Annotated in this window: 15 protein-coding genes and 2 pseudogenes; 6 read left to right on the forward strand and 11 right to left on the reverse strand. The window is 71.3% G+C overall.

All coding sequences use genetic code 11. The annotated features are described in order from the left end of the window. Positions 1-124: 124 nt before the first annotated feature. From VH969_RS25925 to VH969_RS25965, 9 genes and pseudogenes are all read right to left on the reverse strand, one after another. Positions 125-2,089, reverse strand: a complete 1,965-nt coding sequence (locus VH969_RS25925) for a S53 family peptidase (protein ID WP_331978746.1) — start codon at positions 2,087-2,089, stop codon at positions 125-127. Between the two features lie 362 nt (positions 2,090-2,451). Then, positions 2,452-3,288, reverse strand: coding sequence for a DUF4097 family beta strand repeat-containing protein (locus VH969_RS25930; protein ID WP_331978748.1), 837 nt, complete (start codon positions 3,286-3,288; stop codon positions 2,452-2,454). 37 nt (positions 3,289-3,325) lie between these two features. After that, a complete protein-coding gene (locus VH969_RS25935) occupies positions 3,326-4,072 on the reverse strand; it encodes an ABC transporter permease (protein ID WP_331978750.1) in 747 nt (248 codons plus the stop codon). After that, positions 4,069-5,031: an efflux ABC transporter ATPase subunit, DrrA-related gene (locus VH969_RS25940; RefSeq protein WP_331978752.1), complete on the reverse strand. Its 963-nt coding sequence runs from the start codon at positions 5,029-5,031 to the stop codon at positions 4,069-4,071. The genes VH969_RS25935 and VH969_RS25940 overlap by 4 nt, the downstream gene beginning before the upstream one ends. 112 nt (positions 5,032-5,143) lie before the next feature. Next, positions 5,144-8,281 (reverse strand): ATP-binding protein, encoded by a 3,138-nt coding sequence (locus VH969_RS25945; RefSeq protein ID WP_331978754.1) that lies wholly within the window; start codon positions 8,279-8,281, stop codon positions 5,144-5,146. An 89-nt stretch (positions 8,282-8,370) separates the two neighbouring features. Further along, a complete protein-coding gene (locus VH969_RS25950; RefSeq protein ID WP_331978756.1) occupies positions 8,371-8,964 on the reverse strand; it encodes a hypothetical protein in 594 nt (197 codons plus the stop codon). Between the two features lie 347 nt (positions 8,965-9,311). Further along, positions 9,312-10,301 (reverse strand): annotated as a pseudogene (locus tag VH969_RS25955) (ABC transporter ATP-binding protein); the annotation flags it as partial. A gap of 43 nt (positions 10,302-10,344) precedes the next feature. After that, on the reverse strand, positions 10,345-11,046 hold the full coding sequence (locus tag VH969_RS25960) for a TupB family ABC transporter permease (protein WP_331978760.1): 702 nt from the start codon (positions 11,044-11,046) through the stop codon (positions 10,345-10,347). Between the two features lie 5 nt (positions 11,047-11,051). Further along, positions 11,052-11,912, reverse strand: coding sequence for an ABC transporter substrate-binding protein (locus tag VH969_RS25965; RefSeq protein WP_331978762.1), 861 nt, complete (start codon positions 11,910-11,912; stop codon positions 11,052-11,054). A gap of 71 nt (positions 11,913-11,983) precedes the next feature. On the opposite strand from VH969_RS25965, the gene VH969_RS25970 reads away from it, so the two are divergent. The 4 genes from VH969_RS25970 (at position 11,984) to VH969_RS25985 (ending at position 20,756) form a co-directional block, all read left to right on the forward strand. Beyond that, the gene (locus VH969_RS25970) at positions 11,984-12,916 is read left to right on the forward strand and encodes a substrate-binding domain-containing protein (protein WP_331978764.1); all 933 of its coding nucleotides are present in this window, start codon (positions 11,984-11,986) and stop codon (positions 12,914-12,916) included. Positions 12,917-13,137: 221 nt separating this feature from the next. After that, positions 13,138-19,464: an RHS repeat-associated core domain-containing protein gene (locus VH969_RS25975; protein WP_331978766.1), complete on the forward strand. Its 6,327-nt coding sequence runs from the start codon at positions 13,138-13,140 to the stop codon at positions 19,462-19,464. A gap of 10 nt (positions 19,465-19,474) precedes the next feature. Further along, positions 19,475-19,942, forward strand: a complete 468-nt coding sequence (locus VH969_RS25980) for a DUF4265 domain-containing protein (protein ID WP_331978768.1) — start codon at positions 19,475-19,477, stop codon at positions 19,940-19,942. A gap of 205 nt (positions 19,943-20,147) precedes the next feature. Next, positions 20,148-20,756 carry a class I SAM-dependent methyltransferase gene (locus VH969_RS25985; RefSeq protein WP_331978770.1) on the forward strand — a complete coding sequence of 203 codons (609 nt, stop codon included), beginning with the start codon at positions 20,148-20,150 and terminating at the stop codon, positions 20,754-20,756. An 83-nt stretch (positions 20,757-20,839) separates the two neighbouring features. Here VH969_RS25985 and VH969_RS25990 read toward each other — a convergent pair whose 3' ends face one another. Beyond that, entirely contained in the window at positions 20,840-21,709 is an 870-nt protein-coding gene (locus VH969_RS25990) for a S1 family peptidase (RefSeq protein ID WP_331978772.1), read from the reverse strand. 149 nt (positions 21,710-21,858) lie between these two features. Next, positions 21,859-22,479 (reverse strand): dihydrofolate reductase family protein, encoded by a 621-nt coding sequence (locus tag VH969_RS25995; protein WP_331978774.1) that lies wholly within the window; start codon positions 22,477-22,479, stop codon positions 21,859-21,861. 131 nt (positions 22,480-22,610) lie between these two features. Between VH969_RS25995 and VH969_RS26000 the strand changes: the two genes are divergently transcribed. Next, the gene (locus tag VH969_RS26000) at positions 22,611-23,396 is read left to right on the forward strand and encodes a helix-turn-helix domain-containing protein (protein WP_331978776.1); all 786 of its coding nucleotides are present in this window, start codon (positions 22,611-22,613) and stop codon (positions 23,394-23,396) included. Between the two features lie 311 nt (positions 23,397-23,707). Further along, positions 23,708-26,444, forward strand: a pseudogene (locus VH969_RS26005) (hypothetical protein); the annotation flags it as partial.

The raw sequence follows: 26,444 nt of genomic DNA on the forward strand, positions 1-26,444 counted from the left end.
CGTTCAGCCATGAGCGACGCGGTGGCCGGCGACGTCACTGGCTTCGGGCGGCACCCGGGTGTTGCGCGGGCCCCGGCGCTGGTGTGCGCCGGGGCCCGCGGTCAGGGTGCGGTCGACGGACCGGTCAGAGCAACCGAAGGAACGAGCGTCCGCCGGGCGAGCCGACGCCGGTCACGTTGTCGTAGCCGCGCTTGGTGTGGATGGTCAGGCCGCCGTAGTCCAGCGTCCGCGCCGACACGATGAGGCCGTCGTCGGCGTTCTCCGAGTTCGCGAAGTCGACCCGTTCGACCGCCGCGTCCACGTGCTTCACGTCGTTGATCGACCCGGTGTGCGAGGTGATCTGGTAGATGACCGGGTTGATGAAGCCGTGGTGCACGTCGTCCAGATCGTCGGCCACCGCGACGATGCCGGCCATCAGCGGGCACGCGAGGCTTGTCCCGCCGATGCGGAACTGGTCGTAGTAGACGCCGTCGCTGAACGTCTGGGTCTGCCCGATCAGGAAGCCGGTGTTCGGGTCGGCCAGCGCCGAAACGTCCGGCACCACCCGGCCGCGGTTGCCGCCGGTCTGGTTCTGCCGGGCGAGCGCGTCCGGCACGATTCCCTTCTGGTAGAAGGGTTCCCTGAACAGCCGGCTGGTGCCGCCGCCGGCGCCGCCGTTGAAGGCCGGCTCCGGGTAGCCGCCGTCGGTCAGCGTGCTCTTGCCGGTCTCCCAACCGGTCTCGAACTGGCGCTTGCCCGTGGCGTCCACCGCCATCGAGGTGCCGCCGACCGCGGTGACCCACGGCGAGGACGCGGAGAAGTCCGGCGACGGCTGGCCGAGGTTGGCGGCCTCGTCACCGCTGTCACCGGAGGAGAAGTACAGGCCGATGCCCTCGAGCGCGGCCTGCGTCGCGATCTGGGTGAATGCCTGCACCTCCTCGGCCGGGATGTCCTCACCGGCGTCGCCGTAGGAGTTGGACACCATGTCGGCCGAGCGGTTGGCGACGATGTCGTTCAGCGCCACGTCGATGGACGAGTCGAGGCAGTCCGACGCGCCGACGAAGTAGATGTTCGCGCCGGGTGCCATGGCGTGCACGGCCTCGACGTCCAGGGTCTCCTCGCCGTACCAGCCGGCCGCGTCGCACTGGTCCGGCGGCTCGAGCTCCGGGGTGGGCGGGTACACCTTCTGGCTGAACTGCGCCTGGCGCAGCGGGTGGCGCGGGTCGTTGCGCTTCGCGTAGGTCGTGGCGTCGTTGACGATGGTGGGGGAGCCGAACGCGTCCAGGATCGCGACCGTGGTGCCGCGTCCGTCCACACCGGACTGAACGGTCCCGTCGATGCCGTACGCGGAACGCAGCTGGTCCGGCTTGTACCCGCACGGCGCGTACGGGCGCTGCTTGCCGTCGAACGCCGGGTCGGTGGTGTCGGTCTTCTCGCCGTAGTAGGCGCTGCAGGGACCGGCGTTGCGGAAGCCGGGTCCGGGCGGCACGTCGCCGGGCTTGGCCTTGCTGTGGGCGGTGGCGGCGGGGGCGGGCTTGCCGCTGGTGCCGGTCTCGTGGTTCGGCCGGACCATGGCGGTGCTCTGGTCGACCCCTGATACCCCGAACACGTCACCGGCCAGGTTGGACGGGATGCTCAGGTTCTTGTCCGCGGCACGCAGCGTCTTGCCGCCGACCTTGTACTGGCCGAGCTCCACGCCGAACGCCTGCTGCACCTGGTCTGCGGTGCCGCTGGCGGTGATGTACGCCCGGTTGGCGGGAACGTCACCGATGCGGAAGCCCTCGCCGGACAGCCACTGGCGCACCGAGCCGACGGCCTGCTGGGTCGGGGCGAACCGGTCCCGGACCTGAGCCGGGCTCAGGAACTTGCGGAACGACGGGCTTTGCGGGTCGGACACGGCCTTGGCGAGCGCCTCGGCGCCGGCCTGATCGCGCATCTTCAGGAAGACCCGGAACGACAGTCGTGACTGCGGATCGGTGTCCGCGACCTTGCTGTGGGCCGTGGCCCAGTCCGAATGCGATCTCGGGATGGTCGCCCGGCCGTCGGTCGACGCGATCGCCGGCACCGCCCACGCGAGGCCACCGACCGCGGCGAGGGAGGCGAACACCATGAAGCCTCGTCGCACAAGAGATCCCTTCTCGAAGCCTGTGAACGGCCGGAGACCCTAGGGCGGCGAACTGCCCGATGGAAGGACGTCGGCCACCCGGTCAAGTGGCCGACGTCGGCAAATGTGACGGATCGTCACAGAGTTAGCCGTCAGAGAAGGAAAGAAACCAACCAAGTTCGGGCAATTGCCCGCCTTTGCCCGACTTGGCGGGCAGCTGCTCTGTGACTGGATGTGAGCAAATTAGTTTACCTAAGAAAAGCGGGTGTCCGGCGCTAACGGTGCGAACTCCACATAGGCGGCGGCGCTCGAACCGGCCGGCTGCGGTGGTGCTGCGGTGGCGCCGTGGTGGCGCCACCGCATGCGGCTCAGCTCGCCGCGCGCCGGATGACGATGTCGTCGAGCCGCGTGCGGGCGTACACCTTGACCTGGTTGTCCAGATCGTCGGCGTTCTCCTCTACCGGCAGGAAGTTGCGCACCGTCCCTTTCGTACTCTTGGCGTCCACCCAGGCGGCGGTGTCCTCGCCGATGCCGATCTCGATGCCCCCGGAGGCGTTCATCAGCTCCGCCTGGCCGCGGGTCAGCCGGCCGATCCGGATGGGACAGCCGGCCGCCTTGGCGATGACGCTGCCCTCGGCGCGGTCGATGTCGAAACTGCCGCCGGCGCCGGTGAGCTCGACGTCGGACCTGGCGTGGCCGATCCAGACCGTGCCGGTCGAGCCCTCGTACCTGACGGTGCCCCCGATCTCGCCGATCTGCAGCCCGCCCGCGCCGCCTTCGATGTCGGCGATCCCGGCGACGTGCCCAACCTCGACCTCGCCGGCGCCGAGGCGCCCGCGCAGCGCGGCGATCCGGTCGAGGCGGACCTGCCCCGATGCCACGTCCAGCGCGCAGTCGCCGAACCGGCCGTCGGCGTGCACGTCCGTCCATGCCGTGTTGAGGACCAGCCTGGAGCCGGCCGGCAGCTCGACCGTGATGGCGACGGAACCCTTCTTGTCGCCCGCCTTGATCGTCTCGATCGACAGCTCGCCGTCGGCGAAGCCGACCTTGGTGCGGTCAGCCACCCGCACGTCCGACTTGCTCGCGCGGTTGATCGGCTCGACGAGCACCACCGTGTCCGGCCGCTCGCTTGCGGCGATCCGGACTCGGGCACCTCCGGTGGTCAACGTGGCCGTGATCGGCTCAGGCGTTGCGAATGTAACCATGACGAACTCCCCTTGACTTGTGGTGATCGGCGAGCGGTCAGGCCCGCTTGTCGAACTTCGAGCGGGCCCAGACGTAGCCGACCACGGCGATGCCGAGTGACCAGGCGATCGCGGCCAGGGTCTGGCCGGTGTCCGGTGCGCCGGCGAGGAACCCGCGGATGGACTCGATGATCGGCGTGAAGGGCTGGTACGTGGCGAACTCCCGGATCCCGGGGCCCATCTTGTCGGCGGGGACGATCGCGCTGCTGAAGAACGGCAGCATGATCAGCGGCACGGCGAAGAAACCCGCGGACTCCACGGTCTTCGCGGCCAGGCCGAAGGCGACGGTGAGCCAGCTGACCGCGAGGATCACCAGCAGGAGCAGGCCGACGACCGCGAGCCAGTCCAAGAAGGACCCGCTGGGACTGAAGCCGAACAGGAACGCCACCCCGATGATCGCGGCGGCGGCGCCCGCGGTGCGCACCACGGTGGACACGACGTGCCCGGTCAGCACGGCCCCACGGGAGACGTCCATGACCTTGAAGCGGTTGATGATGCCTTTGGTCATGTCGGAGCTGACGGAGACGGCGGTGGCGCTGAGGCCGTAGACGATGGCCAGCATCAGCATGCCCGGGGTGGCGTAGTCGATGTAGTCGCCGCCACCGACGTCGAACGCGGCGCCGAAGACGTACACGAACATCAGCATCATGATGATCGGCATGAAGATCGCGTTGAAAACCGTGACCGGGTTGCGCACGGTGTGCTTGAAGTTGCGGCGAAGCATGATCGCCGAATCGCTGCTCATTTGGTGATGACCTCCGTCTTGGGCTCGGCTGTGGCGCTCGAGCGACCGGTGAGTGAAAGGAAGACGTCGTCGAGGTCCGGCATCTGCACGGTGAACTCCTCGACGTCGATGGCGTACTCGGCGAGCCGGTCCAACAGGGCGTGCAGCGCCTTGACGCTGCCGTCGCTGGGCACGCGCAGGAGCAGGCTCTCCTCGTCCGGGGTGGCGTCGGTCAGCACGCGGAGCGCGGCGCCGAGCTGTGCGGCGCCGGCGAACCGCAGCTGCACGTGGCCGCCGGGGATCTGGCGCTTGAGCTGCTCGGGCGTGCCTTCCGCGACCAGCCGGCCCTGGTCGAGCACGGCGATCTTGTCGGCGAGCTGGTCGGCTTCGTCGAGGTACTGGGTGGTGAGGAAGATGGTCATGCCGTCGGCCACCAGCTCGCGGACGATGTTCCACATCGTGCGGCGGCTGCGCGGGTCCAGGCCGGTGGTCGGCTCGTCCAGGAAGATGATCTGGGGCCGGCTGACCAGGGTCATCGCCAGGTCCAGCTTGCGGCGCATGCCGCCGGAGTAGGTCGACGTCTGCTTGTCGGCCGACTCCGCGAGGTCGAAGCGCCGCAGCAGGTGCTCGACGACGGTCTTGCCCTCGCCGCCCTTGAGGTGGTGCAGGTCCACCATCAGCTGCAGGTTCTCGCGGCCGGTCAGCAGTTCGTCCACGGAGGCGAACTGGCCGGTGACGCCGATGGCCGAGCGGACCTTCCTGGTCTCGGTCGCCACGTCGTAGCCGGCGACACGCGCCGTCCCGCTGTCCATCTTGAGCAACGTGGTCAGCACGTTCACGGTCGTCGTCTTGCCCGCCCCGTTCGGGCCGAGCAGGGAGAAGATCGTGCCCGCACGCACATCCAGGTCGATGCCGTCGAGCACGACTTTGTCGTGGTAGGCCTTCTTAAGGCCCGATGCCGTAATCGCTGAACTTGTCATGACGCCAACATGCGCGGCCGTCCTGACACCGCCCTGCCCCCGACCTGACACCGGCCCTGACACCGGCCCTGACACGGCGTGCTGCCTGGTCACGGCCGCGCGGGGGTGAAGTTCAGGTGGCGAGCGTGACCTCGACCAGCCGGTCCCAGCTGGTCCGTGTCCCCTCCGCGGCCACCTCGTCGAACCGTGCGTCGCCGAGGCGGCGCCGTACGGCCCCTTCGATGCGGACCGCGTCCGGATGGGAACGATCCGCCAGGCCACGCACGCCGGCGCTTGCCGCGAGCAGCCGCGCGGCCTGCTCGTACTCCTCGCCGCGCAATGCCTGGTCCGCGATCCCGACCAGCACCTGCGCGATCGTGGGCGCGAACCCCGTCTCGGCAGCGGCCTGGACGGCCGCGGTGCGGTGTTCGCGGGCCTCGGCGAGGTCCTCGGCGAGGTAGCCGAGCAGGTCCTGGACCATCGCGCGGACGGTTTCCTGCTTGGCGTTGTCGCCCAGCAGCGGTGTCGCGAGGTCGAGCTGCCGGTGCGCCTGCTCGGCGTCGCCGCTCCAGCGCGCGAGCTCCGCCTTCGCCAGCGCCAGCTCGGCCAGCGCGTTCGGCCAGGCGACTCGTTCCGCGACCCGCTGCGCCTCGGCCATGGCGGCCACGCTGGCGTCCGTATCGCCCAGCAGCCAGTACAACTGGGCCTGCCGGGCCCGCATCCACAGGACGTCCTCGACGGCGCCGACCTCGGTGACGACCGTGATCGCCTGCTCGTAGAGCTCGCACGCGCCGGCGAACTCACCGCGCACGGCGATCCGGTTCGCCACCTCCGTCAGGGCGAACGAGATCCCCCACCGCTCGCCGATCGCGCGGAACTCGGCGAGCGCGGTCTCCAGGTAGGCGTCCGCGGTCTCCAGGTCCTGGCCGAGCAGGATCCGCTGCTTGCCCAGTTGCAGCCGCGCGACGGCGCGTACCCAGGGGTCCTTCTCGTCGAGCAGCGGTTCGAAGGCGGACAGGAAGGTGCCCGGCCCGTGCAGCAGGCGTTCCAGCGCGTCGACGAACCCCAGCAGCGGGTCGCGGCTCTCGATGCGCCGGCTGAGTTCGTACGCCCTGCGGATCCACTCCGCCGCCTGGCTCGCGTCGGTCCGCCCGGAGGTCATGAACACCGAGAGGAACTCGTACGCCTTGGCGCCGATCTCGTCGGCCACCTCGCCGGGCGTGGCGGTCGCCGCGATCAGCAGCTCGTTGCCCTCGGTCTTGTGTCCACCGAGCCACCAGTACCAGGCAGCGGCACCGGCGAGCCGCATCGCCCCGTTCGCATCGCCGGCCGCGAGCGCACCGCGCATCGCGGCACCGATGTTGTCGTGCTCGACCTCGAGCTTGGCGAGCCATGCCAGCTGCTCGGCGCGCCGAAGGTGCGGGTCCGCGGTTTCCGCGAGATCGGTGAAGTACGCCAGATGCGCGTGGCGCGCCAGGTCCGATTCGCCTGCCTCCGCGAGACGCTGCTGGGCGTACTCCTTGATCGTGCCCAGCATCCGGTAGCGCGGCGCGCCCTCGTCCTTGCTGACGACCAGCGACTTCTCGGTCAGCGCGGTCAGCAGCTCGAGCACGTCGTCCGCCTCGACCCCGGCGCCAGCGCACACGCGCTCGGCCGCTTCCAGGCTCGCGCCCCCGGAGAACACCGACAGCCTGCGCAGCACGGTGCGTTCGGCGTCGGTGAGCAGCTCCCAGCTCCAGTCGATCACCGCGCGCAGCGTCCGGTGCCGCGGCAGCGCGGTACGGCTGCCGCCGGTCAGCAGGCGGAACCGGTCGTCGAGGCGGTTGGCGAGCTGGTCGAGGGACATGGTGCGCAACCTGGCCGCCGCGAGCTCGATCGCCAGCGGCATCCCGTCCAGCGCTCGGCAGACGCGCGCCATGGTCGGCAACGTGCGGGCGTCGGCCGCCAGGTCGTTGCGTACCGCGCCGGCCCGGTCGGCCAGCAGCCGGACGGCCGGGGCGGACGCGATCTCAGCCGGGTCGGCGTCCGCCGCGGGCAGCACCAACGGCGCGACCGGCCACAGTGCCTCACCGGTGATGCCGAGGGGTTCCCTGCTCGTCGCGAGGATCCGCAGCCGCCGGCACTCGCCGAGCACCCGGTGGGTGAACGTCGCCGCGGTCTCGATCACGTGCTCGCAGTTGTCCAGGATCAGCAACATCGCCCGCTCGCGGATGGCGGCGATGACCCGGTCCGTCGGTTCCGCGTCCGGTGCGTCGCCGAGCAGCGCGTCCCGCAGCCGCAGCGCGGCGAGCGTCGCCTGCGCCACGTCGCCGTCGGCGCCGATCGGCGCGAGCTCGACCAGCCAGGCTCCGTCGGGCAGGTCGCCGAGCAGCGTGCGCGCGGTTTCGGTGGCCAGCCTGGTCTTCCCCGAGCCGCCCGGTCCGATCAGGGTGGTGAGCCGGTGTTCGGTGACGAGGTCGCGGACCGCGGCGACGTCGGCGTCCTTGCCGACGAAGCTGGTCAGCTCGGCGCGCAGGTTGGTCTTCCGGTTCTCCTCCCGGCGTCCCAGCTCGCCCCGCAGCAGCGCGAGGTGCAGCCCGGACAGTTCCGGTGACGGATCGACGCCCAGCGCATCGGCCAGGGCTTCCCTCGTGCGCTCGTAGACGAGCAGCGCCTCGGCGTCGCGACCGGTCGCGACCAGGGCCCGCATCAACGCCGCGACCAGCCGTTCCCGGACCGGGTGCGCGGCCACCAGGTCGGTCAGCTCGGTGACGAGCTCCGCACCGTGGCCGAGGCCGATCTCCGCGTCGAACCGGTCCTCCATGGCCGTCAGGCGCAGGCCTTCGAGCCGGGTGACCGCCGCGTCGAACGCCCCGCTGTCCGGCAGGCCGACTTCCTGCATGGCCGCGCCGCGCCACAATGCGAGCGCCTCGCGCAGCCGCCGCACCCCCTGTGGATCCTCGTCGTCGCGTGCCTGGGCGACGAGGCGCTCGAACCGCACGGCGTCGACCGCGTCGGGTTCCACCCGCAACCGGTAGCCGTTCGGCTGGCCCTCCACCGACCCTTCCGGCAGCGCCTTCCGCAGCCGGGAAACCAGGCGTTGCAAGGCATTCGCGGCGTCGGAGGGAGGCTGTTCACCCCAGATCCAGTCGACGAGCGTCGCCTTCGGGACCACGTGACCCGGTTCGAGCGCGAGGGCGGCCAGCAGTCCGCGCAGCCGGGCGCCTGGCACGTCGGCGAGGGCGCCGTCGTCCGCGCGGACCTCGAACGGTCCAAGCATCCTGATCTGCACTCAGCCGATTTTGTCATGGCGATCCGCCGGTCACGCCGACCACGGTGGAGCCGTCGGCATGCGGCCCCGACCAGGCGCCGGGCGTGCGGTCAATCGGCGTCCTCCGGCGGGACCGCGGACAGCTCCGGAAGGGTCCCCGTGGGCTCGTCGGCCTCTTCGAAACGCAGGTGCGCCGCGTCCTTGCGTTTCGCGGTCACCCGATAGCTGAACTCGCACCCGGCGTCAGCCGAGCGCGCCGAGCGTACGGCGAAGCCGGACGTGTCCCGCTCGGTCACGTAGAGGCCGTCGTCACCGTCGTACTGCGTCAGAAAGACGTGATACGGACCGTCGGCGACCACCGAGGCGAACGTCTCGTCGAGCTCGATCCGGGCGTAGCCGCTCTCGAGGCGACCGAAGCCGAAGTCCTCGAACCAGCTCTCCGGGCTCTCGATGGCGTAGAGAAGGCGAAGAGAGCCGTCCGCGACGCGGACCGCGGCCGACTTCGGCTCGCTCGATGTCAGCTTGCCCCGGATGTGCACCCTCCCGTCGAAGCGCCCCGCGAAACCATTAGCGGACGAGGCCCAGATACCGAACGCGTTGGAACCGATGTGCGCGGTCGCGATGACACCGTTGGCGTCGGGTGTGTCGTTCTGTGCGTGGACCGCGGCGCCGTTTTGGCCGAGCGCATTGCCGCAGCGCGCCACAACACCGTTCTTGTTTCCCACCAAGAACCCGCCGACGCCGATGTTGGCGCCGTTGCACTGGAACCCGATCTCCGTCGGGCCGTTCGCGGTGAATTGCCTGTCAGAGCTCATTGCGAGTGCCCTTCCTGAGTTCGAGTGGTAACGCCCTGCCGGCCTCCTGCGTCAGTGGCGCACACAACGGAAATCGTCCGCACGACCAATTCCGTTTCTCGGATTCGTCATTCCGTGTGGCCCGGGAATGGATGGGAATTTTCCGTTGCGGGCAATGGCGGCGAATTTTCGTGTTCCGCATTGTGCGGGTCGTCGCCGGTCGAGCACGGCGACGCCGGCGCGCGTCGATTCCAGGTTCACGTGTTGCGCGGCAAATGTTGCGGAGCGACCGGTCGCCCGCATTCCCGGAGATGCTCGTTCGGTATCGCGAGCCGGATCGTGCTGCCGGCGGTCGCGGTGACGTCGGCGGTGGTGACCGCGGTGGCGTGGCCGGTCGTGGTGTCCACATCGAGGCGGGTCGCGCCGCCGAGCGGGACGACCCGCCGCAGGACACCGTCGATCACGACGGAGTCGGCCGGGGGCGGTGTCGAGTCGGTGAGTGGGCGGCAGCGTTCGGGGCGGGCGACCAGCGTGACCTCCCGGCCGGTGAGGGCCGGCGGTAGCTGCGTGGTGAAGCCGAGCAGGGTGGCGCACTCAAGGTCGGCGGGTGCGTCGAGGACGTCCTCGGTGGTGCCGATCTGGCGGATCTCGCCGTTCACGAGCAGGGCCGTGCGCTGCGCGAGCGCGCGTGCTTCCTCGCGGTCGTGGGTGACGAGCAGGACCGCGGCGTGCTGCCGGTCCAGCGCGGCGCGCAGGTCGGCCAGCAGGTCCGCCCGGGTGGTGGCGTCGAGGCCGGTGAAGGGTTCGTCGAGCAGCAGCACTCGTGGCGCGACGGCGAGGGCCCGGGCGATGGCCACCCGCTGCGCCTCGCCGCCGGACAGGGTGCGGGACTGGCGGGTGGCGAGGTGCGCGACGCCGAGCGCGTCGAGCCAGGGTGCGGCTCGGTCGCGTGCCTCGCGTGCCCGCACGCCGCGCAGCCGCAGGCCGGCGGCGGCGTTGTCGAGCACGGTCGCGCGTTGCAGCACCGGGCGTTGCAGTACGGCGGCGACCGCGCGCCGCAGCTCCGCGGTGGCGGCGGGGTGACCGTCGAGCAGCACGGTGCCGGACCGGGACGCCGAGCCCAGGTGGGCCAGCGCGCGCAGCAGCGTCGACTTCCCGGCCCCGTTGGGACCGAGGACGGCGAGGGTCTCCCCGGCCGGGACCTCCAGCGCCGGTACAGCGACGAGCACCCGTCCACCCGCGGTGACCACCAGGTCGTGGCAGCCGATACTCATCGGTTCGCGCTCACGCTCACCGGTTCGCCGCCTGCCGGTGCTGGGCGAAGGTGATCGCGAGGTTGACGGCGAACGCGATCGCCAACAGCACCAGGCCGAACGCGATCGCCAGCGCGAACTGGCCACGGCTGGTGGCGAGCACGGCGGCGGTGGTGAGTACCCGGGTCTCGCCGGCGAGGTTGCCGCCGACCATCTGCGCCGCGCCGACCTCGCTGACCACGGCACCGAACCCCGCCATGCCGGCCGCCAGCAGCGGCAGCCGCGCCTCACCGAGCAGCGCGCCGAGCGCGCGCAGCCGGGTGGCGCCGAGCCCACGCATCTGCAGCAGGAAGTCCGGGTCGACCTGCTGCAGCGCGGCGGCGGTCAGCGCGATCACGATCGGCGTGGCGATCACGGCCTGGGCGATCACCATCGCGGTCGGGGTGTAGAGGAGGCCGAGCGAACCGAGCGGGCCGCTGCGCCAGAGCAGGACGGTGATGAACAACCCGACCACGACCGGTGGCATGCCCATGCCGGTGTTCGCGACCGCGTGCAGCACCCGCCGCCCCCAGAACCGGCGCAGGGCGATGAGCGCGCCGACCGGGACACCGAGCAGGAAGGCGATCAGGGCGGCGCTGAGGGAGACGCGCAGGGTGAGCGCCGTGATCGCCCAGGTGTCCTCGTCGCCGGTCAGCAGCAGCCGCAACGCCTCGACCAGGCCGTCGCCGAGTACGTCCACAGTGGTCAGTTCCCCAGCGTCGTCTCGTCCTTGCCCGCGTCCGGCACGAACAACGGCTGCCCGAACTTCTCGGCGCCGAAGTCACCGATCATCTTCTGTGCCCGCTCGCCGACCATCCAGTCGGCGAACGCCTTCGCGGCGTCCGGCTGCACCTTCTCCCCGGCACGCTTGGTCATCTCGATGACGTGGTAGACGTTGAGCAGCGCCTCGTCGCCCTCGCTCAGCACCTCGAGCGAGAGGTTCTCCTTCTGCGCGAGGTAGGTCGCGCGGTCGGACAGGGTGTACGCCGACGTCTCGCTCGCCACCCGCAGCGTGTCACCCATGCCCTGACCGGTCGAGCGGTACCACTGTCCCGACGGGACGATCTGGTCCTCTTCCCACAGCTGCTTCTCCCGCGCGTGGGTCCCGGACTCGTCGCCGCGGGACACGAACCCCGCCTTCGCGGTGGCGATCTTCCGCATCGCCTCGGCGGCCGGCAGGCCGTGGATCCCGGCCGGATCGTCCGCCGGCCCGACGATCACGAAGTCGTTGTGCATCACCAGCCGGCGTTCCCCGGCGGTGCCCTCGGCGACGAACTTCTCCTCGGCCTCCGGCGAGTGCACCAGCAGCACGTCGGCCTCGCCGCGGCGGCCCAGCTCGATCGCCTGACCGCTGCCCACGGCCAGCGGCTTGACCTGCCAGCCGGTGTCCTTGGTGAACGCCGGCAGCAACTCGTCGAGCAGACCCGAGTCCTGCGTGCTCGTCGTGGTGGCGAGGATCATCGACTTCCCGTCCGACGGCCCGGCCGCCTGGTCCGACCCGCACGCGGCGAGCGAGAACAGAACGGTCAGGAACGCCAGCACCCGCGGGACCGGGTGTCGCTGCATGACTGACTCCTTCTGTAGCATCACAATGCGAGACACCAACCATAACCGGCTCTGGACGTCGAGGAACACCCGTGACGCGGTACCTGGATCTCAGCTCGGAGCTCGCCAGAGCGGTCCTCGCCGGCGAGCTCACGCCGGGGGCCGAGTTGCCGAGCGTCCGCGTGCACGCCGTCGCCAACGCCACCACGCCGGCCACCGCGAGCCGCGCCTACCGGCACCTCGCCGAGCACGGGGTGATCGTGCTGGAGCCGCGCCGCCGGGCGCGGGTGAGCCCGGGCGGGCGGGCCGCCGCCCGGCGCCTGCTCGCCGGCCGGTCGGTGTTCCGCCTCGCCGGCAGCGACGATCCGGCCATGGGCCTCGTCCTGCGCCACCTCGGCGACCGGGTCTCGATGGTGCCCTCCCGCGGGAGCCTGCACGGCCTCGCCGCCGTCGCCGCGAACACCGCGGACGGCGCGACCGTCCACCTGCGCCACCACACCGGCGTCTACAACGCCCCGTTCGCGAGGGCTGTGCTGCGCGGCCGGGACCCGGTCCTGATCCACCTGTGGCGGCGCGAGCAGGGCCTGCTGCTGCCCGCCGGGAACCCGAGTGGGATCAGCGACCTGCGGCAAATGCAAGGTCTCCGCCTCGCCAAACGCAACCCGTGGACCGGCACCCGCGTGCTGCTCGACCACACCCTCACCACGCTGGGCCTGGACCCCGACCGCGTGACCGGCGCCGAGTTCGACTCGCACGTCGAGGTCGCGCTCGCGGTCGCGGTCGGTGCCATGGACGCCGGGCTCGCCGTGCGCGCCGTCGCCGCCGACCTCGACCTGGACTTCCTGCCCGTGGCCTGGGAGGACTTCGATCTCGTCCTACCCGCCGACGCTCTCGATGCCGCCTCCCCGCTCGTCGGCGCGATTCAGGACCCGGCGATCCGGTCAGCCATAACGGCACTCCACGGCTACGACCTCAGCCGCGCCGGCACCATCGACCACCTCACCGGCGAACCCGCCAGACGCTAGTCGGGGTGCCGGATCCGGACGCATTCTCCACTGTGGACGGTACGCGTATCCGTGGTCACTCGTACGGGTGAGGCCATTCGGGTTGAGCCGGCATGCGAATTCCTGACAAGTAAGTCACCAATGTAGGTAGGCCTTGACACCGGCCTACCGGGTGGTGGCAAGGTCATGTCGTCGTCGGCTGACTGGGGGCCGACGCTCCGAAGGGGACGGAGTCTCGGCCGATGCCACGCCGCATTGTGCGCTCTCTCGCGGGAGCGCTTTCCTTGGTCCTGCTCGCCGGCACTCTCACCGCGTCGCCGCCCCCGGGGGCCGACCCGGACGTGGCGACGGCCGACGGCTCGGTAATCGACATCCCCCGCGCGGGTGTCCCCACGCAGGACTCCGGACCCACCCGGGGCACCGGCCTCGCGCAGTACCGTCCCGGCGCACCGCGCTGGCCGCACGCCGGCAGCGGCACGGTCGACGTGCCGTCCGCGGGCCTCGCCCGCGTCGGCTCCAGCGCGATCTCCGTGACCGCGCCCGGGCGGGGCGCGCGCAAGCCCGCGAAGGTGCGGGTGACCGCGTACGGTCCGGACGACGCCGCCAAGCTCGGTGGCCACGGCACGGCTTTCGGCGTCGAGGGCGGCACCGACGACGAGAAGGTCGGCGTCCGGGTGGACGTCGGCGGCTTCGCCGGCTCGTTCGGTGGTGACTTCGAGTCCCGGCTCGTGCTGCTGGCCAAGCCGGACTGCGTCCTCGACGGCGAGAAGTGCGGCCCCACGCGCCAGGTGCGCAGCCACGTGGATCTGCCGCACCACCGCCTCGTGGCCGACGTCCCGGCCGACGGCCGGTCGGTGTTCGTGGTCGCGGCGGCGCCGGGCGGCGAGACCGGGTCCTACACCGCGACGAAGCTCGCGTCGTCCAGCAAGTGGTCGGTCGGGCTGCAGGCCGGGGACTTCTCCTGGTCCATCCCGATGCCGAAGGTGCCGGCCATCGCCGGTGACGCTCCCGACCTCGACCTCGGCTACTCCTCCCAGGCGGTCGACGGCCTGACCGCGTCGGAGAACGCGCAGCCGTCGTGGACCGGGCTCGGCTGGGACCTCGCGACGCCCTACCTCGAGCGGCGTTACAACGGCTGCGTCGACGACGGCGGTGACACCGGGGACCTGTGCTGGGCGGGCGACGAGCTGATGCTCTCGCTGCAGGGCACGTCCTCGGAGCTGGTGGCCGACAAGGCCGCGGGCGGCGACGTGTGGCGCGCCAAGCAGGACCCGGGCTGGCGGATCGAGCGGCACACCGGCGCCGACAACGGTGACAACAACGGCGAGTACTGGGAGGTCGCCACCCCGCAGGGCGTCCGCTACACCTTCGGCCGTGGCGCCCAGCCGACCACCGGCACGAAGACCGGCTCGGTGTTCACCGTCCCGGTGTTCGGCGACGACTCGGGCGAACCGTGCCACGACAGCGACATCGAGAAGGCCTTCTGCGACCAGGCATGGCGCTGGAACCTCGACGGCGTGGTCGACGCGCACGGCAACTCGGCGACCTACTTCTACACCCAGGAGAAGAACCGGTACGCGCGCAACGGCGACAAGGACAAGTCGACCGACTACGTGCGCGGCGGGCACGTCCGCGACATCACGTACTCGCAGCGCGCGGGCGCCGAGGACCAGCTCGCCCCGGCGCGGCTGCACTTCACGACGGGTCCGCGCTGCACCGAGGCCGCCGACGGCTCGGGCACCTGCCCGCCGCTCGACGCCGATCACGGTTCGTCCTATCCGGACGTTCCGGTCGACCAGCTCTGCACCGGTGAGTGCGGCGAGGACGAGCAGAAGTCGCCGTCGTTCTTCACCGGCGACCTGCTCCGGTCGGTGACCGCGCAGCGCAGCGAGGGCAGTGGCGACGGCGACGGCTACACCGACGTCGACCGGATGGACTTCACCTACTCGTTCCCGAAGCCGTCCGACGGCACCAGCGCGTCGTTGTGGCTGGAGAAGGTCCAGCAGACCGGCTTCGCCGGGTCGGGCCAGGCCACGCTGCCGTCGGTCGACTTCACCGGGGAGGAGCGGGCGAACCGGGTCGACGCGGCGCCGTCGTCCGGCGTGCCCGCGCTGAAGAAGCTGCGCATCACGTCGGCCACCGACGAGCTGGGCCGCAAGGTCTCGGTCACCTACGGCCAGCCGAGCCCGTGCACCATCGACAACTTCCCCGAGGGGCACGCCGACACCAACACGCAGGACTGCTACCCGGCCTGGCGCGGCAACGGCGACTCGGCCGGCTTCGGCTGGTGGTCGAAGTATCTCGTCACGAAGGTCACGGTGACCGACCGCGCGGGCGGTTCACCGCCCCAGGTCACCGAGTACCGCTACCGCGGCGACCCCGCGTGGCACTACGACGACGACGATGTCACGCCGTCGGAACGCAAGACGTGGAGCGACTGGCGCGGCTACGGCAGCGTCGACGTCGCCAAGATGTCCGATCCGGACTTCCGCGGGGAGCAGGCGCCGCGCACGCTCGAGCTGACCCGCAACCTGTTCTTCCGCGGCATGAACGGCGACCGGACCGCGGGCGGGGGCACCAAGTCCGTGTCGGTCACCGACTCGCAGGGCACCACGCTGCCGGACGAGGCATGGCTGCGCGCGAAGCCGCGGGAGACCCAGCAGTTCGCGGTGGACGGCAACGGTGACGCGACCTACGAGCTCGGCGGCGCCACCCACGGCTACGTCTCGGCGCACACCACGCCGGTCACGCCCGGCGAGTCCCACCCGTACGACGACGCGCACCAGGTCGTCGAGAACGCGGGCGTGACCCGCGTGACCGTGCTCGGCGAGGACGGCGCGCGGTCCACCCGCAGCACCCGGCTGAACACCACCTTCGACACCTACGGCCAGGCGACGTCCGTGCTCGACCGGGCGGACGGCGACGACCCACGCTGCACGAAGATCTCCTACGCCCGCGACGAGGCGACCGTGGACGCCTGGATGCTGGCGTTCCCATACCGCACGCGCACCTACGCCGGCACGTGCGACGCGCCGACCGCGCTCGTCGCCGGCAAGGACAGCTACTTCGACGGCTCCGCCACCCTCGGCGGCCCGGTCGCCAAGGGCGACATCACCCGCAGCGACGACGCCGTCGCCGCGTCCGGTGTGGACACCGTGAGCCAGGCGGTCACCACCCGCGTCGGGTTCGACGAGTACGGCCGCACGGTCACCGAGACCGACGGCAACGGCAACACCGCGCGCACCGGCTACCAACCGGCGACCGGGCGGCCGGCCACGGTCACCGAGACCAACGCACTCGGCCAGGCCGAGGTCACCACGCTCGAGCCGGACCGTCAGCAGCCGGTCAGTGTCCGGGACGCGAACGGCCAGGTCACGACCAGCGCCTACGACGCGCTCGGCAGGCTCACGTCGGTCCGCATGCCGGAACAGGCGCCCGACGCCCCGCCCGCCAAGGCCTTCAGCTACTTTCTCGATCCCGGGCACACCAAGCCGCCACTGGTCACCAGCCGGCAGCTGCAGTCCGGCTCGACCTACGTCACCTCCTGGTCCTATTTGGACTCGCTCGGCCGGGACCGGCAGGCCCAGGAGATCTCGCCCGCGTCGACCGACACCGCGGCGAAGACCATCGTCACCGACACCCGCTACGACGACGCCGGCCATCTCGCCGCCAAGTCGCTGCCGGTCGTCGTGGCCGGCGGGGCGGGCACGGCCCTGCTGACCGTGCCGGGCGACGCGGTCGACGAGACCCGGCACAGCTACGACGCGCTCGGCCGCGACGTGCGGACGGCCCAGTTCGCCGGTGGCCGCGAGCTGTGGGCGACGACGACCGAGTACTTCGGCGACCACGTCCGCACGACCCCGCCGACCGGTGGCGTCGTGACCACCTCCTGGACCGATGCCCGTGAGCGGCAGGTCAAGAAGCAGGAGGGCACCGGGTCCGCCACGGTCAGCACGACCTACACCTACACGCCGGCCGACCAGATCGAGTCGATCACGGACCCGGCCGGGCACCGCTCGACCTTCGACTACGACCTGCAGAAGCGGGTGATCGCGGGCACCGACGCGGACGCCGGCGCCACCCGGCAGCGCTACGACGCCAACGGCAACGTGACCGCGACCTGGGACGCGAAGACCCTCGCCGCGGGCGGCTCGGCGCCGACGCTGTCCACCGACTTCGACGCGCTGAACCGGCCGACCACGCGCTGGGCCGGCGCGTCGGGCAGCGGCCGGAAGGTCGGCACGTTCACCTACGACTCGACCTCGATCCCCAACGGCATCGGGCGCGAGGCCACGCAGACCACCATCCAGGGCGGCAGGTCCTACACGAAGGCGGTCCTGGGCTACGACCCCCGCGGCCGCGTGACCGGCCGGTCCTGGAGCTTCCCGGCCGGCCTGCCGGGGCTGCTGACGCCCGCGACCTACTCGGTGCGGTACGGCTACGACGCCGCCGACCACGAGGTCTCCGTCAGGTACCCGGACAACGTGCTCGGCGCCCCGGCCGAGACGATCACCACGGGCTACGACGCGCTCGGCAACCCCACCACGCTGACCGGCGCGCAGTCCTACATCTCGGCCACCCGGTACGCCGCGGACGGCAAGCTCGCCGGCCGCGACTACGCCAACCCGCTGTTCCCGCTGCGCCGCGCGTACGCGTACGAGCCGGACACCCAGCGGCTGTCGCGGATGCAGACGCTGGTGGGCGACCCGCTGACCGGCGGCGAGGCGGCCAAGCAGGACGACAACTACCAGTGGGACCCGGCGGGCAACATCACGTCGATCACGGACCGCGCGCTGCCCGCACCGGTCGCCACGTGCTTCGGCTACGACGGGCTGAACCGGCTCTCGCACGCGTGGACCACCCGGCGTACCGACTGCTCGGACTCCTCGTCCTCGACCGTCCACGATGGACCGGCCGGGATGAACCAGTCCTTCACCTACGCACCGGACGGCAACATCACGTCCGACCGCTCGCTGGGCGTGCCGACCTCCTACCGCTACGACGACCCGGCGCACCCGCACGCGGCGACCAAGGTGGGCGCGAAGTCGTTCAGCTACGACGAGAACGGGGCCATGGTCACCCGGCCGGGCCTCCCGCTGCTGCCGACGAAGCTGGCCTGGAACAGCCAGCACCAGCTCGAGTCGCAGACCGCGACGCTGGTGACCAAGACGTCCTTCGTGTACGCGCCGGACGGCAGCCGGCTGGCCAAGATCGACCCGCTGGGCAACACGACGCTCTACCTCGACCGCGAGGAGATCACCGTCGCGGTCGGCGTGCTGCCGGTCGGCACGCGCTTCTACACCCACGCCGGCACGGTGGTGGCCGAACGGCTGCCGACGGGGACGATCGCGTGGCAGTTCAACGACACCCAAGGCTCCGCGCAGCTCGCGGTGCCGGCCGACACGCCGGGCATCCTCGACCGGGCCTACTACCGGCCCTACGGCCAGATCCGCGACCTCGCGCTCGCCCCGCTGACCGAACACGGCTGGCTCGGCAAGATCAAGGACACCTCGACCGGGCTGAACGCGCTCGGTGCCCGGTACTACGACGCGGACACCGGGCGGTTCATCTCACCGGACCCGGCGAACGACCTCACGTCGGCGCAGACCGCCAACCCGTACAGCTACGGCGCGAACAACCCGGTCACGTACATGGACCCGACCGGGTTGTGGAGCCTGTCCGGCGCGTGGAACGCGGTCAAGAGCGCCGCGTCCAGCACGGTGAACTGGGTCGACGAGCACAAGGGCCTGATCGCGAACGTCGCCGTCGGCATCGGTGTGGGCATCGCCGCGGGCGCGTTCTGCGGCGCGACCGCGGGGGTCGGCTGCGTGATCGTCGCCGGCGCGGTCGCCGGCGCCGCGGGCGCCGCGGCCGGCTACGGCGTCGACGTCGCCGAGGGCAAGCAGCAGTTCTCCTGGGCCGGCCTCGCCACCAACGTCGGCATCGGCGCCGCGTTCGGCGCTCTCGGCGCCGGGGTTGGCGTCGGCATCGGCGCGGTCGCGAGCAAGGTCGCGAGCTCCGCCACCGGCCAGGCCATCAAGTCCGCGGTGACCACGGCCGGAAAGAGCGTCGCCAACACCGTCAAGGCCGCGGCGGGCAAGGTCGCCCCGGCGGTCGGGAAGGTCGCCAACGCGGCCAAGAGCGTCGCGCAGAAGGTGGTCGGAAAGTCCGTCCGACCGGCGACCAAGCAGCCGATGGGCGGCGGCGGGGTGATCCTGCGCGACGCCGAAGGCGCGAGCCCGGCCGAGATCGCGGCCAGCACGGGCGGCCCGACCGGAGGCTCCCGGGCCGGACAGGACGCGGTGCGCCAGGCCCTGCTCGACGAGGCGGACGACGCGGGCGGGCTCTACCGGTGCTGGCGCTGCGGGCAGACCACACGCAATCCGGACAACATGCATGTCGGTCATCGCAACGTGCCGACATCGAAGGGTGGCAACCTGGATTCGCCGAACGTCTGTCTCGAGGGTGCCGCCTGCAACCTGTCCTCCGGGAACCGAGGCGGGCCGAGCCCGGGGATGTCCTGTGCCGAGCGGGGAAGCTGCGGCGCACCGTATGGGCGATCAGACTAGGGTCGGGCGCATGACCACCGTGCGATTGCTCGTCCAGATCGGCCGATCCGGCCGGCCGGTGCACGAGGATGTGCCGGCCCAGCCGGAGGGCCGGCGGTGGCGCCTGCTCGCCTCGCCCGGCCTGGCCATGGGCGCCGCCGCGGGCGACCTGCTGGAGGTCCGCGACGACCAGTCGTTCGAGGTGGTGGAGCGAGGCGGCAACGTGGCCGTGCACGTCAGCGCTCCACCCGGCGCGGATGCCGATGTGGACCGTCTCAAGGGCGAGATCGAAGGCCTCGGCGGCTGGAGCGACGGCAAGGGCTGGACGCGGGACCGCAGCACGTTGACGGTCTTCACCATCCCCTTCCGGGCCGGCTTCCCCGCGATCGAGTCCACGCTCAACACCTATCGCAAACGCGTGCCAACCGGCGAGTGGTACTACGTCAACGTCTACGACCCCGCCGACGACAGCACCCCGCTCAACTGGTGGGTCTCCTGACCATCGGGGTCGCCTGGACGTTTCGGCCGGCCTGCGGAACTTCCACGGGCACAGGTCGTTGCGGGCCACCGCAGTACACCCCGCGGCGCGAGAGGTCGGTCGCCATCGCGTCGGCGTGGACGGCATGGCGCGACATCGTCTCGCCGCTCGCCGAGTGCCTGTCCGTACCGGAGTGAGCCGCTCACCGCTCTGGGAGGATGGCGGCATGGCGGAGCAGAGCATCTGGATGCGGAAGGTGACCGCCGACCCGGGTCATTCGCACTGGTACATCGAGCGGTTCCGGACCATGGCCCGGGCCGGTGAGGACCTTGACGGGGAGGCTCGCTTCGTGGCTGCCATGGTGCCGCGCCGGGCCCGCATCCTCGACGCCGGCTGCGGACCCGGCCGGGTCGGTGGCACGTTGGCGAAGGCGGGCCACGACGTGGTCGGTGTCGACGTCGACCCGGTCCTGATCGAGGCCGCCGCGCAGGACCATCCGGGGCCGCTGTGGTTGGTGGGCGACCTGGCGGAGCTCGACCTGCCCGCGCGGGGGATCACCGCGCCGTTCGACGCCATCGTGTGTGCCGGGAACGTGATGTCGTTTCTCGCCCCGAGCACTCGCGGGGAGGTGCTGGCCCGGTTCCGCACCCACCTCGCACCGGGCGGCCGGGCGGTGATCGGCTTCGGTGCCGGGCGCGGCTACGAGTTCGGCGAGTTCGTCGAAGACGCGGCGGCGGCCGGGCTCGAGCCGGACCTCTTGCTGTCCACATGGGACCTGCGCCCGTTCACCGACGACTCGGGCTTCCTCGTCGCCGTCCTGCGTCGGGCATCCTGATCACCACCGCGCCGGCCGCGGGTGCGGACCCGGACTCGAGTCCGCACCGGCGGCCGCGGCGCACGCCCGCAGTTCGGCGCGCGTCAGTGGGGGACCGCCACCGCGGTTTGCCGGCGGCCGAGATCCGCCGAGCCCTGCGGCGAGGGCAGCAGGCAGCCTGGTGTGCTCAGGTCGAGGGTGTTGGCGGCGTCGAGACAGGTGGTGAACCAGTAGGTCTCTTCGCCGTAGCTCTGCCCCGGGTGCACCGTGACGTTGCCGGCGTCGTCGACCTCGCACGGGTTGTTCAGCGTGCAGGTCTCGCCGTTGTCGTTGCCGGTGTTGTTGATACCGACGATCAGGCCGCTGGCGACGTCCACGACCGGCGAACCCGACGTGCCGTGGATGGTGTCGCAGGCGGTGTCGTAGCGGATCGAGTCGTGCCAGGTCCACTCGTCCTCGCGCAACGTGGGGACGAAACCGTTGATCTGGCAGTTCCACACCTGCTGCCAGTACCCGGACGGGATGCCGATGGCGCTGCCGTCAGCCGGATGGCCCGCCGAGATGGTCAGCGCGGTCGCACCGGTCGAGTCGCGGATCGAGTCGTAGGTGCTGGTCAGCCGGTAGAGCGTGACGTCGGTGTCGGTCATCGTCGCGTAGAGCACCAGGTCCGCCCGAACCGTGCCGAGCGAGTCGCCCGACGCGTCGAGCAACGTGCCGGCCCGGCTGCTCGGCCGGTTCACCAGCACCTCGCCCGCGGAGGGCATCCCGCCCTCGTAGCAGTGCCCGTTGGTCAGCATCATCGCCTGGTCGGTGCCGGCGGAGTTCGGGAACCGGACCAGCGAGGCCGAGCAGTTACTGAGTGCGATGGTGCCGGCCAGCGTGACGCTCTGGACAGCCTGCGCGGGCGACGCGGTCAGGACCGCGGCGCCCGCGGTGACGAGGGACATCAGTCCGACGGCAAGTCGTCTGTACATGAAAGCCTCCGGTAGCAGGGGGAGGAGAGCGTTGCCCTCGTGACTCGTTGTGACGAGCACCCCCGGACGCTAACCGGTACCGACAACCGGACTGCAGAGCCATTCGGTGGGAAATTGCCGAACGCCTCGTCCGTCAGTTGCACTTCTCGTCAGGACGGCACGCGATAGAGCACGTGGGTGACCGAGCGCGCCGCGCGCGACTCCACCTGCTCGAGACTCAGCGGTGGGACGCCGTCGAACAGTCGCGCGCCGGCGCCGAGCGTCATCGGCACGATGTGCAGCCGCAGCTCGTCGATCAGGCCGGCGGCGAGGTACTGGTTGACGGTGGTCGCGCCACCATGGATGGAGATGTCGCCGTCGCCGGCCGCTTCGCGCGCGCGTTCGAACGCGGCTTCGATGCCGTCGGTGACGAAGTGGAACGTGGTGCCGCCCGCCATCGGCTGCGGGTCGCGCGGGTGGTGGGTGAGCACGAAGACCGGGCCGTGGTAGGGCGGGTTGTCGCCCCACCAGCCGTTCCACTGCCGGTCCCACTCGCCGCGCACGGGGCCGAACATGTTGCGGCCCATGATGAACGCCTTGGCCGTCATCATCCGGGCGAACTCGGCCGGGTGCTCCTCGGGTCCTTCGCCGAACCAGGCGTGCAGCTTGTCGCCCCACCCGTCGCCGCCGTCGTCGCCGAAGGGGCGCTGCTCGGTCTGGTTGAGCCCGGCCGCGTACCCGTCGAGCGAGATCGACAGGTCGCAGGTCACCCTGCCCGTTCGTGCGGTCATTGCGCTGTCCTCCTGGCGGCCACCTGCCGGCGCCTTTCGCGGTGAGCTTCCCCCTACGGCCACCAGCATGGCGTGTCGATCCGGCGAAGTCGTGGATGCGCCGGGGGGTGCGTCGAGGCCATGCTGGGCTGGTGACCTCCCCCGCTCCGGTCCGCCGCCTGCCGCACCCCGCGCTGCGGGACACGCTCTCGAAGGGTTACGGGGGCTGGGTCAGGCCCGATGACCGAACCGGGCGGTTCGTCCTGCCGGCGTCGCTGTCGGTGCAGATGCTGATCAAGGTGGAGGACTCGGCGGTGCGTCCCCCGGAGTTCGTGAACGGTGTGCAGGAGGCGCACTCGACCATCGAAGGCGGCTGCGCCCCGCGGTACCTGCAGATCGACTTGTCGCCGCTGGGTGCGTACCAGGTCTTCGGGGTGCCGGCCGATCACCTCACCGGCCGGCTCGTCGATCTGCACGACGTGCTGGGTGCGGACGCCCGGCGGCTGGGCGAGCGCGTCCGCGACCTCCCTCGCTGGACGGATCGGTTCGACCTGCTCGACCGGTTCTTCCTGGCGCGCCTGCGGGCCGCGCCGGCGGTGTCCGCGGAGGTGCGGTTCGCGTGGCGGCGGCTGACCGAGACGGCCGGCACCGTCGCGATCGGCGAGATCTGCCGGGAGATCGGGTGGAGCCACAAGCACCTGATCACGCGGTTCCGGCAGCAGGTCGGCCTCACCCCGAAACGCGCGGCGCGGATCACCCGGTTCGAGCACCTGCTGAGCCGGTTGGCGCGCGAGCGGTCCCGGCCGGACTGGGATCAGCTGGCCGCCACGGCCGGCTACGCCGACCAGGCGCACATGATCCGCGACTTCCGGCAGTTCTTCGGGACCAGTCCGGCGGCCCACCTGAAGGCGCCACAGGTGAAATCCGTTCAGAACTGAGGCCCGGCAGCCCGGCCGGGTTCGGCTCGAGAACCCGGAATGTTCCGCCGAAAGTTCGTTGTCGTGGCCGAGTTCGCATCCCTAACATCGCGTATCACGGTGACTACCCACTGACGACCGTGCTCAGATACGAGGGCGACAAATGCACATCCTTCGGGGCAAAAGGCCTGGCCAGGCCGGGATGTGCGCCCGAGTTCCGGGGCAAGACTTCCGGGTCGCGTCGGCTGTTGGCACCGGCGCAGTGCCCGAACACATCGTGATTCAGCCGGTCCGGGGGGACCTGTCGTGTCCGAGCCGAGAGGGACCTCCACATGAATGCCAACCGCCGGCCCACGGCCGCTGAAGCCGTCAACGACACGTGGCTGGAGTGGTTCGCCAGCCAGATGTTGACGGAGAGCGACCCGGCCGCCCACGTCCGGCCCGTCACCCCGGTCGCCTGCGACCACGTCGTGTCGAACCTCGCCACCGGCGTCGAGGACGAGGTTCAGCCGAATCGACGCCAGCGACGTTCCCTGTCCAAGCGTGCGGCGGCGGCAGCCGGTGTGGCGCTGGCCGCCGGCATCGTGGCCCCCACGCTCGCCGCCGCGTCCCCGGGCACGATCCTGCCGCAGGGAGCCGACCGCAACGACTCGCTGCCCCTGGGGTACCTGCCGACCACCGCCAGGGGGCCGGACGTGCTCGCCCCGACCCCGATGTTGCCGCCCGAGGCCGCACCGGGCCGTCCGCAGCTGCCCTCGCCGCGGGACGCGGGGTCGCGGGCCACGCCGGCGCAGCCACAGGCGAAGGACCCCTCCGCCGGGCAGCAGGGCGCGACGAGCATTCCGGGCGTCGATCTCGCGTACTCGGACCAGCAGATCGACGCGATGCGGGACGTGCTCGACAAGGCGGAGTCGCCGGGCTACATCAGCCTGTACTCGCCGAAGGCGTTGCGTGCCACGACGTTGCCGGCCGACGCGCGCCGGTCTCTCGACAAGGGCGCGATCGACGCGCAGATGAGCCAGTCGTTCCTGAACGCGACGAACAACGCGAACGTCCTGAACGGCTTCAAGGACCGGTTCGACCAGAACATCGACGACATCCACAGCGCGACGTCGCTGCGCGACCAGAACGCCGCTATCGCGCGGTTCAACCAGACCGCGATGGAGTTCAACGGCGCCGAACTGGCCGAGCGGGACAACTTCGGCGGCCAGCCGACGAACGCGCAGGGCCAGACCGTCCGCATCGTGCCGAAAGCGCTGGCGGACCCGAATTCCGTGCTGGCGGGCAACGGCCAGTTCGCCCCGAATGCGGTGCCGGGGAACGGTCAGGTCGCGCAGAATTCGGTCCTGGCCGCAAACGGTCAGGCCGACCCGAGCGCGGTAGCGGGCAACGGCCAGGTCGCGCCGAATTCGGTGCTGGCGGGCAACGGCCAGTTCGCCCCGAATGCGGTGCCGGGGAACGGTCAGGTCGCGCAGAATTCGGTCCTCGCGGCAAACGGTCAGGCCGACCCGGCTTCCGTGGCGCCGAACAGCGCGCAGCCGCAGGTTCTGGCGGGCGACCTCCAGCCGGGCAACGCTCCCGTGGCGACCGCCGACGCACAGCAGCCGCTTGCGTCGGACCAGCAGCCGGCGCAGCCCACCGGCGTGCAGCCGGGCCAGGTGCAGGCGGGCGTCGTCGCCCCGTTGGGCCAGTTCGGCCCGCAGGCCGGCCAGTCCGTACCGCAAGCCGGTACGCCCACCACGGCGGGCCCGGGCGTCAACGTCACGGTCGACGGTGGCAAGGTCCAGGGCAGCGTGTTCGACGCGAGCACGAGCGGCACGACCCAGTTCGGCGGCGTCACCGCCACCGGCGGCGCGGACGCCAGGGCGTTGGGTGGCGAGGCCTCCGCGCGGGGCGGCTTCAACACCACGAACGGCCTCAACGCACAGGCCGCCGCACAGGCCTTCCTCGGTCAGGTGTCCGCCCAGGGCTCGCTGCAGTCCGGCCCCGTAGAGGTGGGCGGCTCGGGCCGGGCCACCGTCGGCGCGGATGCCAGCGCGAACGCGTCGATCGGACCCAACGGGGCGCAGCTGGGTGCGAACGCGTTCGCCGGCGCGAAGGCCGGCGGTGAGGCGCACGCGGACATCGGCGGGTTGCGGGCCGGTGTCACGGGTGAGGTCAGGTTCGGCATCGGCGCGGAGGCGCACGGGACGATCGGCCGGTCCGAGGACGGCAAGATCACCATCGGCGCGGACGCCGGGTTGGCCTTCGGACCGGGCGGCAAGGCCGGCTTCCAGGTCACGGTGGATCCGGCTCGGGTCTACCAGACCGTGCGCGACGCGGTGAACTCGCTGAACCCCTTCGGCACCTCCGCGACACCCACCCAGCAGCCGCAGGCCTCGCCGACCCAGGCGCCGTCGGCGAACGCTCCGGCGAACACCAACCCGGCGCAGCAGGCACAGCCAGAGCAGCAGGCTCCGGCCGACCAGCAGGCTCCCGCGGATCAGCAGGCCCCGGTGGATCAGCAGGCTCCCGCGGATCAGCAGGCTCCCGCGGACCAGCAGGCCCCGGCGGACCAGGCCCAGGCTCCAACCGATGGGCAGCAGTCCCCTCAGTCCGGGGATGAGGGTGCCACTACCGATGACGGCCTCAACGGTTCCCAGGCCGCGTCCGACGGCATCAGTGGTTCCGGCGGGTCCGACAGTCTCGGGGACGCCGGGGGCTCGGACGACCTCGGTGGCTCGACAGATTCCGGCGGTTTCAGCGGTGACCTGAGTGGTGGCGGCGGCTCCGGCGGTGACCTTGGTGCCGGTGGCGATGGTGGCTTCAGTGGTGGCGGTGGTGACTCCGGCGGCGGTGGCGCGAGCGGCGACTTCGGTGGTGGCGGTGGCGACTTCGGTGGTGGTGGCGCGAGCGGCGACTTCGGTGGTGCCAGCGGTGACCTTGGTGCCGGTGGCGATGGTGGCTTCAGTGGTGGCGGTGGCGACTTCGGGGGTGGCGGTGCCAGCGGCGACTTCGGTGGTGGTGGCGGCGACTTCGGTGGCGGTGGCGGCGACTTCGGTGGCGGTGGCGGCGACTTCGGTGGTGGCG

Source organism: Actinophytocola sp. (genome assembly GCF_036555685.1).
Classification (GTDB): Bacteria; Actinomycetota; Actinomycetes; order Mycobacteriales; family Pseudonocardiaceae; genus Actinophytocola.